The following is an 8920-nucleotide window of genomic DNA, read 5'->3' on the forward strand; positions in this document are numbered from 1 at the left end:
GTGTGCCCCGTGTGTGGCGCGGGTTGCGTGCGTTGTCGCCGAAGCTTCTGCTTTCCTACGCGGGCATCGGCGTGATCGTCGCCCTGCACTGGCTCACGTTCTACGGCGCGATCAAGCTCGCCAACGCGTCCGTCGCGGCGACATGCATCGCCTTGTGCCCGGTGTTCCTCGCCGTTGTCGAACCCTGGGTAGCCGGTCGTCGCTTCGATCCACGCGAGTTGCTGATCGGTGCTGCCATCGTGCCGGGCGTCGTCCTCGTGGCGGGTGGCTTGCCGGGTGAGATGCGGCTAGGCCTGGCGATCGGTGTGCTTTCCGCGCTGTTCGTCGCTTTTTTCAGCGCGTTTAACAAGCGACTGATCGATCGGGCGGATGCACTCACGGTGACCTGCATCGAGCTAGGTACGGGGACGTTGTTCCTTACCGTGTTGGCACCATTCATGGCTACGCCGGCCTTCGTCCTGCCGARCCTGCACGATGCGTTACTGATGGTGGTACTGGCTTACGGATGCACGTTGCTGCCGTTCGCTCTCGCGCTGGCAGCGCTGCGTCATCTGACGGCGTTTGCAACGCAGATGGTGACGAACCTCGAGCCGGTTTACGCGATCGTGCTGGCGATTCCGCTGCTGGGCGAGCAGCGGGAACTGGGCTGGACGTTTTATCTTGGCGTGGCGGTGATTATCGGTGCGGTGTTTGCGCATCCGTTGTTGCATCGAGGCGAGGCCGCTGCCCCGTCCGATCTGGTCGCGCCATAAGAAGAACCCGCACCCTGCAGCACCCTGCTCGGTAGGAGCCGATTCATCGGCGATGCCTTTTAGCCGCTGCCGCGGCATCGCCGATGAATCGGCTCCCACATGGGGCTGGCGATTAGCGGCGGCCGCCGCGAGAGGAAACCGTGCGCTGCCGACGCACACGTTCTGCCGCCGACCTTGTCGTGCCTTTCTTTCGTGAATTCGAGGGTGACGAACGCTTGGCTCGCAGTTGCGGGCTGGATGTCTTCACGGGGGTGCTCCGGAAACGGAACCGGGAGGGTCCATGGTGGACCCTCCCGGTAAAAAACCCGCTAAGGGTTCGTCAGATCAGTTTGATCTCGCGCAGACGCTCGAGCAGGTACTCGTGGGCCGTGATCGGCTCCGGGTAGCGCTTCGGGTTGTCGGGCGTGACACAGGACGGCAACACGTCGAGAACGACATCCGGGTTGGGGTGCAGGAAAAACGGCACCGAATACCGTGGCTTGCGCGCGTTGGCGTTCTGCGGATTGATCACGCGGTGCGTCGTGGACGGGTACACGTGGTTGGTCAGGCGCTGGAGCATGTCGCCGATGTTGACCACGATGGCGTCGCCTTCGGTGGTGATGGGCAACCAGTCGCCTTCACGCGTGAGCACTTCGAGGCCTTCGGCGCTCGCGCCGACCAGCAACGTGATGAAGTTGATGTCCTCATGGGCGCCGGCGCGCACGTTGGGCACATCCTCCTGGACGATCGGCGGGTAGTGGATCGGGCGCAGGATGGAATTGCCCGAATCGATCTTGTMGTCGAAGAAGGTTTCCGGCAGCTCGATGTGCAGGGCCAGGGCGCGCAGCACGCGCGCGCCGAGCTGGTCCAGCGCTTCATAGATGCCGTAGCCCTTATCTTCGAAATCCGGCACTTCGGTCGGCCAGACGTTGGGCGGCATGACGGCGGCGAACTTCGAGTCGCGCGGGATCTCGCGGCCGATGTGCCAGAACTCCTTCAGATCCGCGAACTTGCTGTCCTTTGCTGTCTCGACCTTGAAGGGCGTATAGCCCCGCGCGCCGCCACCGCCGGGGATGTGGTACTTGCGCTTGGTGTCGTCCTGCAGGGCGAAGAAGCGCTTGAACGCGTCGTAGGCGCCGTCGACAGCCTCGACAGGAATGCCGTGGCCGCTGATGCAGCAGAAACCGAATTCACGATAGGCCGCGCCCAGCTCTGCCACGAAGGCCTCGCGGTCGGTGTCGTAGCGGCGGATATCGAGGGTGGGAACCTTTTTCATGCGAAGTCCGGTGGAGGCGTCAGGCGGTCGCCTGAGCCGCCGATTTTACGGCGTCCGCCAGTCGCGCCGCCAGCCGTTCCACTTCGGCGGCATCGGCGGCTTCGATCGTCACGCGGACCAGCGGCTCGGTGCCCGAGGCGCGCAGCACCACGCGTCCGCGGCCTTCCAGAACGGCTTCGACCTCGGCGAGCACCTGCTTGACCGAATCGCTGCCCAGGGCCGCCTTGGCGCCCTCCACACGGACGTTGAGCATGGTCTGCGGCAGCTTGACCAGGCCGGCGCGGGCGTCGGCGAAGGTCTCGTTGTCGTCGGCCAGGGCTTCGAGCAGCGCCAGCGCCGCCACGATGCCGTCACCGGTGGTGAAACGGTCCAGGCAGAGCACGTGGCCGGACGTCTCGCCACCCAGCACGCCGCCATGTTCCTTCAGCTGCTGCAGCACGTAGCGGTCGCCCACGTTGGCCCGGACGAAGGGGATGTCCATCTGCTTCAGGGCGCGCTGCAGGCCGTAGTTGCTCATGAGCGTGCCCACCACGGGCCCCGGCAGGTTGCCACGGCGCTTCCAGTGGCGGGCGATGACGTAGAGCATGTCGTCGCCGTCGGTTACCGTGCCGTCGCGGTCGACGATGCGCACGCGGTCGCCGTCGCCGTCGAAGGCGATGCCGAGGTCCGCGCCCCGCTCCACCACGGCTTTCGCCAGGGCGGCCGGTTCCGTGGACCCGACGCCGTGGTTGATGTTGAGGCCATTCGGCTCGGCACCGATGGTGGATACGTCGGCGCCCAGCTCACGAAAGACTTTCGGGGCCACCTGGTAGGTGGCGCCATGGGCGCAGTCGAGCACCACGCTCAGGCCATTGAGGCTGAACTCGTCCGCCACCGTGGATTTGCAGAACTCGGCGTAGCGGGTCACCGCATCCTCGATGCGGCTGGCCTTGCCCAGCGCCTCGGAGGCGACGGTGACGAATTCGGCCTCGATCTCGGCCTCGATCTCGGCTTCCAGCGCGTCGTCGAGCTTTTCGCCCTGGCCGGAGAAGAACTTGATGCCGTTGTCCTGGTGCGGGTTGTGTGAGGCGCTGATCACGATGCCCGCGTCGGCACGCAGGGAACGGGTGAGGAAGGCCACAGCCGGGGTGGGCATCGGGCCGAGCAGGCGCACATCCGCACCGGAGGCGACCAGGCCGGCTTCGAGCGCCGACTCGAACATGTAGCCGGAAACGCGTGTGTCCTTGCCGATCACCACGGTGACCTTGCGGCCATGGTCGCGGCGGTCGGGACCGGCGTTCGGGCCCCTGCCGTCGGCGGCGCGGCGGCGCGCGAGGACGGCTCCAAGGGCCCGGCCGAGGCGGAGAATGAAGTCCGCGCTGATGGGATAGGTGCCGACGTGGCCGCGGATGCCGTCGGTGCCGAAGTATTTGCGCTCGCTCATGCTGATCATCCTGCCGGGGACGGAGAAGCATACTCCGACAGGAGCTTTAACCAGATATTCCAAAGGCCTGTAGCACTTTTGTGGGACTGGCCGAGGATGCTGGAGCTTTGTCTGGGAGCCGGGCTTTGTTTGGGAACCGGGCTTTGTGTGGGAGCCGGCTATGCCGGCGATGGGGCCACGGCAACCTGGTTTTCGCCGCTGAAGCGGCTCCCACAGAGGGGAAAAGGCTGCAGCGCCGTGCTGGTTTACTCGTCGTCGGGCCAGCGGGGCATGGAAGGCTTGTCGATGCGGGGCGCGGTGTCGCCGGCTTTTACGGCGGCCCAGACGGCGAGGGCGTCGACTGTGGAGCCCACGTCGTGGACGCGGACCAGCACGGCGCCGCGCTGGACAGCGATCAGGGCGGCRGCCACGGAGCCGTGGACGCGAGCGGCCGGATCGGTGCGGCCGGTCATGGCGCCGATCATGGACTTGCGGGAGACACCCACATAGGCGCCCGCGCCGAGCTCGGCGAACCGGGCCGTCGCTCTCAGCAGGGCCAGGTTGTGCTCGAGGTTCTTGCCGAATCCGAAGCCGGGGTCGACCAGGACGCGCTTGCGGTCGATGCCGGCCAGCTCGCAGGAGAACAGCCGATCGGTGAGAAAGCGGTGGACCTCGCCGACCACGTCGTCATAGTCCGGCGCGTCCTGCATGGCGCGCGGCTCACCCTGCATGTGCACTAGGCAGACCGGCACGCGCAGCTCGGCAGCGGTGTCCAGCGCGCCTTCGCGGCGCAGCGCGTAGACATCGTTGATCATGCCGGCGCCCGCGCCGACCGCAGCGCGCATCACCTCGGGCTTGGAGGTATCGATGGACAGCGGCACGGTCGTCGCCGCGGCGAGGCGCTCGATCAGCGGCAGCACGCGACGAATCTCGTCTTCGACGGAGACGTCGTCCGCACCGGGGCGGGTCGACTCGCCGCCGATGTCGAGCATGTCTGCGCCCTCTTCCACCAGCTTCAGCGCATGCGCGTAAGCGGCGTCCAGGCTGTCGTACCGGCCGCCGTCGGAGAAGGAATCCGGCGTGACGTTGACGATGCCGACCACACGCGGCCGGTCCAGGACCAGGGCACGGCCGTTGCAGTCCAGTACGGTGGCGAAGGGGTCGTTCATGCGTCAGCCCTGCTGGGTGCCCGCCATCGGGCCCATGAATCGACGGTAATAACGGAGCTCGTCGATCGAATCGCGGATGTCCGAGAGTGCCGTGTGCGCGGAGTCCTTGTTGAAGCCCCGTGCGATCTCCGGCGACCAGCGACGCGAAAGCTCCTTCAGCGTGGACACGTCGAGGTTCCGGTAGTGGAAGAAACGCTCCAGCTTCTGCATCTCGCGGTGCAGGAAGCGGCGGTCCTGGCAGATGGAATTGCCGCACATGGGCGACTTGCCGGGCAGGACCCATTTCTTGAGGAAGGTGATGGTGGCCTCCTCGGCCTGTTCGGGCGTGGCATCCGTTTCCACCGCGCGGCCCCACAGGCCCGAGCGCTGGTGCTGGTTACGGTTCCAGGCGTCCATCTTCTGCAGGCGGGCATCGCTGTGCGAGATGGCGAAGACCGGGCCTTCGGCCAGCACGTTCAGATCCTTGTCCGTCACGATCGTGGCGATCTCCAGGATGGAGTCGTTGTCCGTGTCCAGACCCGTCATCTCCAGGTCGATCCAGATGAGGTTGTCCTCGTGTGCGGGCGTCATGGGTTCTCCTTGGAAGTACCGCGCAGTCTAGCGTATGCGATCATTCCCCGATGGCCGAACCGACCTTCTTCTGGCACGACTACGAAACCTTCGGCGCCGATCCCCGCCGGGACCGCCCCAGCCAGTTCGCCGGCATCCGCACCGATGCGGACCTGAACGTCGTCGGCGAGCCCCTGATGATCTACTGCAAGCCGCCCCGGGACATGCCCCCGCAGCCGGCGGCGTGCCTGATCACCGGCATCGCGCCGCAGCTGACCGAGCGCGAGGGCATGCGCGAGGCCGAGTTCGCCGCGGCGATCCACGAACAGCTGGCCGTGCCGGGCACCTGCACCGTGGGCTACAACTCGCTGCGCTTCGACGATGAATTCACCCGCCACCTCCTGTACCGGAACTTCTACGACCCGTACGGGCGGGAGTGGGAAAACGGCAATTCACGCTGGGACCTGATCGACCTGGTGCGCCTGTGCGAGGCCCTGCGCCCCGAAGGCATCGTCTGGCCGACGCGTGAAGACGGTAGCCCCAGCTTCAAGCTGGAACACCTGGCCACCGCCAACGGCCTGAAGCAGGACCGCGCACACGACGCCCTCTCCGACGTGGAAGCGCTGATAGCCCTCGCCCGCCTTATCCGCCAGCATCAGCCGAAACTGTGGGACTGGTACTTCGCCCTGCGCCGCAAGCAACGCGTCTTCGAGCTGCTCGACGTGGCGGCGATGACGCCGGTCGTTCACGTATCCTCGCGCTACCCGGCGAGCCGCCACTGCCTCACGGTCATCGCACCGCTGGCCGCGCATCCGTCACGCGCCGGCGAAGTGATCGTCTACGACCTCAGTGCCGATCCCTCCGACCTCCTCACGCTCGACGACGGCGACGTGGCCGACCGCGTCTTCACCTCGCGCGCCGACCTGCCCGAGGGCGTGGAGCGGGTGGCCCTGCGTACCGTGCGCGCGAACCAGGCGCCGGCGCTTGCGCCGCTGTCCGTGCTGAAGGGCGCCGATCACGGCCGTCTCGGGCTCGACATGGCCGCCGTGGAGCGCCACCTCGACATGTTGCGCAACGCCGAAGGCCTGGCCGAGAAGTTGCGCCGGATCTACGGCCAGGCGGCGTCACTGCCACCCGCCGAGGATCCCGAACTCGCCCTCTACGGTGCCTTCCTGCCTGACGCCGATCGCCGCCTGCTGGGCGACGTTCGCGCCACGCCACCCGAGCAGCTCGGCACGCGCCCGTTCAATTTCCGCGATCCGCGTTACCCGGAACTGCTGTTCCGTTACCGCGCGCGCAACTGGCCGGACACGCTGAGTGCCGACGAGCAGGCCCGCTGGGAAGCCTTCCGCGTGGATCGCCTCACCCGGCGCAGTGCCCTGACCACGCTCACCCTCGACGACTACAACGCCGAACTCACCGCCTTGCGCGCCCTGCCCGGCTCGCCGCTGCCCCTGCTCGACGAGCTGGAAGCGTGGGGCCTCGAACTCGCACCGAACTGACCCGACCCATGGCCAAGACCTACTTCACGCCCGCGACGTTCCGCTTCTTCAAATCGCTGATGCGCCACAACAACCGCGAATGGTTCCACGAGCACAAGGACGACTACGAGAAACATGTGCGTGAGCCGTTCCTTGCGTTGATCGGCGACCTCGACGCCCCGCTGAAGAAGATCAGCCCGCACTACCGTGCCGATACACGCAAGGTGGGTGGTTCGCTCTACCGCATCCATCGCGACACGCGCTTCGCCAACGACAAGCAACCGTACAAGGGCTGGCAGGGTTCGCGCTTTTTCCATGAGCGCCGCCATGAAATCCAGGCACCGGGCTTCTACCTGCACATCCAGCCGGACGAGTGCTTCGCTGGCGGCGGCATGTGGCATCCGGAACCGCCGGTGCTGAAGAAGCTACGCGACTTCCTCGCCGATAACCCGGATTCGTGGAAGCGGGCAACGCATGGAAAGGCCTTTCGCGAGCGCTTCGAGTTCTGGGGCGAAAGCCTGACGCGCCCGCCGCGCGGGTTCGATCCGAACCATGAGTTGATCGACGACCTGAAGCGGAAGAATTTCGCCGCCGGGCAGAATTTCGATGAAGCCCTGGCGTGTTCGTCGGAGTTGCTGCCCTTCGTCGTCGACACGTTCAAGCGACTGGCGCCGATGGTCGACTACCTCTGCGCGGCGCAGGAACTCGAGTTCTAAACATCCGCAAGCACCCGATCGCCGATGAATCGGCTCCTACAAAGAGCGGCCTCAGCGCTCGTACAACTCAATCGGCAAATCATCCGGATCGGCGAAGAACGTAAACCGCTTCCCGGTGAACTCGTCTACCCGAATCGGCTCGCACGAGACCCCACGCTGGCCCAACGTCGCCACCACCGCGTCGATATCGCTCACGACGAACGCGAGGTGACGTAGCCCTAGCGCCTCCGGCCGTGATGGCCRCCTTGGCGGCGACGGGAAGGAGAACAGTTCCAGCTGGACGCCCGGGCTGACTTCGAGATCGAGCTTCCAGGAATCGCGCGCTTCGCGGTAGACCTCGTGGATGACCTTGAGGCCGAGGGTTTCGGTGTAGAAGGCCTTCGAGCGCGGGTAGTCGGCGCAGATGATCGCGACGTGGTGGATGGATTCGAGCATGTTCACGCTTCCGAAAACGGAAACGTCAACACATCGGCAATTGCATCGGTATCCGCCAGCACCATCAACAACCGCTCGATGCCCAGCGCCACCCCCGCACACGCCGGCATATCGCCAAGTACCGCCAGCAAACGCTCGTCCATCGGCACTTCCGCATCCCCACGCTGACGTCGTTTAGCGTTGTCGCCTTCGAACCGCGCGCGCTGCTCGGCCGCGTCATTCAGCTCGTGGTACCCGTTGGCCACTTCATAACGCCCCACATACGCCTCGAAACGCTCAGCCACCGGCGGGTCGCTCTTTCGAATGCGCGCAAGCGCGCACTGACTGGCCGGAAACTCCGAAACGATAGTGACCCGATCGCGCGGAAATTCCGGCTGGATGCGGTGCGTGAGCAACAGGTCCAGCCAGTCGTCGCGTTCCAGGCCTTCGCTGCTGATGTTTGCGTCGGCGAGCGGTTTCTTCAGCACCTCGACCGGATCCAGCAAGGCATCCACGCCCAGCGCATCGTGAAACAACCCACGGTACGTCGTTTCGACAATCTCGAACGTGCGCCCCGCGCCCAGCAGCAGCCGTTCGAGCAGGTCGATCACCTCGCGCGCCAGCCGGTTATGGTCCCAGCCCACGCGGTACCACTCCAGCATGGTGAATTCGGGATTGTGTCGCCCCCCCGCTTCGCCGTTGCGAAACACACGCCCCAACTCATAGCAGTCGCCCACGCCTGCGGCGAGCAACCGTTTCAGGGGAAACTCCGGCGAGGTACGCAACCAGCGCTCGCGCGCACCGGCATCCACGTGACCACTGAAGTTCGTGTGGAAGCTCTGGATGTTCGGGTCGGTATTGCCCGCGGCGGAGAGCATCGGCGTCTCCACCTCGAGCACGCCGCGCTCGCTGAAAAAACCGCGGATCGTGGCATACGTCTGCGCGCGCAGACGCAGCTGATTCATGTCGGTCATGGCGCCACACCGTGTTCGGTCAGCAGGGCCAGCAGGTCCGCTTCCGTATACACCGGCACGCCGAGCTCATTGGCTTTGTCCAGCTTCGAGCCTGCCGCTTCGCCGGCAAAAACGCCGGTGGTCTTCTTCGACACCGAGCCCGCCACCTTCGCGCCGAGCGACTCGAGCCGCTCGGTCGCGTCGTCACGTTTGAGCGTCTCCATCGTAC

10 protein-coding genes are annotated in these 8920 nt (G+C 65.8%); 3 read left to right on the plus strand and 7 right to left on the minus strand.

From position 1 onward, the window contains the following. On the plus strand, window positions 1-752 hold a 752-nt coding region (locus AC1DSN_RS13830), incomplete at its 5' end, for a DMT family transporter (protein WP_477331174.1). Window positions 753-1071: 319 nt separating this feature from the next. Here AC1DSN_RS13830 and AC1DSN_RS13835 read toward each other — a convergent pair. The 4 genes from AC1DSN_RS13835 to orn all read right to left on the minus strand — a co-directional run bounded on the left by AC1DSN_RS13835 (window position 1072) and on the right by orn (window position 5148). After that, entirely contained in the window at window positions 1072-2007 is a 936-nt protein-coding gene (locus AC1DSN_RS13835) for an isopenicillin N synthase family dioxygenase (RefSeq protein ID WP_477331176.1), read from the minus strand. Between the two features lie 19 nt (window positions 2008-2026). Beyond that, entirely contained in the window at window positions 2027-3430 is a 1404-nt protein-coding gene (gene glmM / locus AC1DSN_RS13840) for a phosphoglucosamine mutase (RefSeq protein ID WP_477331178.1), read from the minus strand. A 245-nt stretch (window positions 3431-3675) separates the two neighbouring features. Further along, a complete protein-coding gene (folP, locus tag AC1DSN_RS13845) occupies window positions 3676-4578 on the minus strand; it encodes a dihydropteroate synthase (protein WP_477297710.1) in 903 nt (300 codons plus the stop codon). A gap of 3 nt (window positions 4579-4581) precedes the next feature. Further along, on the minus strand, window positions 4582-5148 hold the full coding sequence (orn, locus tag AC1DSN_RS13850) for an oligoribonuclease (RefSeq protein WP_477297712.1): 567 nt from the start codon (window positions 5146-5148) through the stop codon (window positions 4582-4584). A 50-nt stretch (window positions 5149-5198) separates the two neighbouring features. Here orn and sbcB point away from each other — a divergent pair, with 50 nt between their 5' ends. Both sbcB and AC1DSN_RS13860 read left to right on the plus strand, forming a co-directional pair. Then, window positions 5199-6629 carry an exodeoxyribonuclease I gene (gene sbcB, locus AC1DSN_RS13855; RefSeq protein ID WP_213946925.1) on the plus strand — a complete coding sequence of 477 codons (1431 nt, stop codon included), beginning with the start codon at window positions 5199-5201 and terminating at the stop codon, window positions 6627-6629. A gap of 8 nt (window positions 6630-6637) precedes the next feature. Further along, a complete protein-coding gene (locus tag AC1DSN_RS13860) occupies window positions 6638-7324 on the plus strand; it encodes a DUF2461 domain-containing protein (protein ID WP_477331180.1) in 687 nt (228 codons plus the stop codon). A 51-nt stretch (window positions 7325-7375) separates the two neighbouring features. Here the strand turns inward: AC1DSN_RS13860 and gloA2 are convergent, their stop codons facing one another. The 3 genes from gloA2 to AC1DSN_RS13875 form a co-directional block, all read right to left on the minus strand. After that, window positions 7376-7759: an SMU1112c/YaeR family gloxylase I-like metalloprotein gene (gene gloA2 / locus AC1DSN_RS13865; RefSeq protein WP_477331182.1), complete on the minus strand. Its 384-nt coding sequence runs from the start codon at window positions 7757-7759 to the stop codon at window positions 7376-7378. A gap of 2 nt (window positions 7760-7761) precedes the next feature. Further along, the gene (gene epmA / locus AC1DSN_RS13870) at window positions 7762-8712 is read right to left on the minus strand and encodes an EF-P lysine aminoacylase EpmA (RefSeq protein WP_477331184.1); all 951 of its coding nucleotides are present in this window, start codon (window positions 8710-8712) and stop codon (window positions 7762-7764) included. Further along, on the minus strand, window positions 8709-8920 hold a 212-nt coding region (locus AC1DSN_RS13875), incomplete at its 5' end, for a BRCT domain-containing protein (RefSeq protein WP_477331186.1). The genes epmA and AC1DSN_RS13875, both read right to left, overlap by 4 nt.

Source organism: Luteibacter sp. P4_D7_3 (assembly GCF_056401735.1).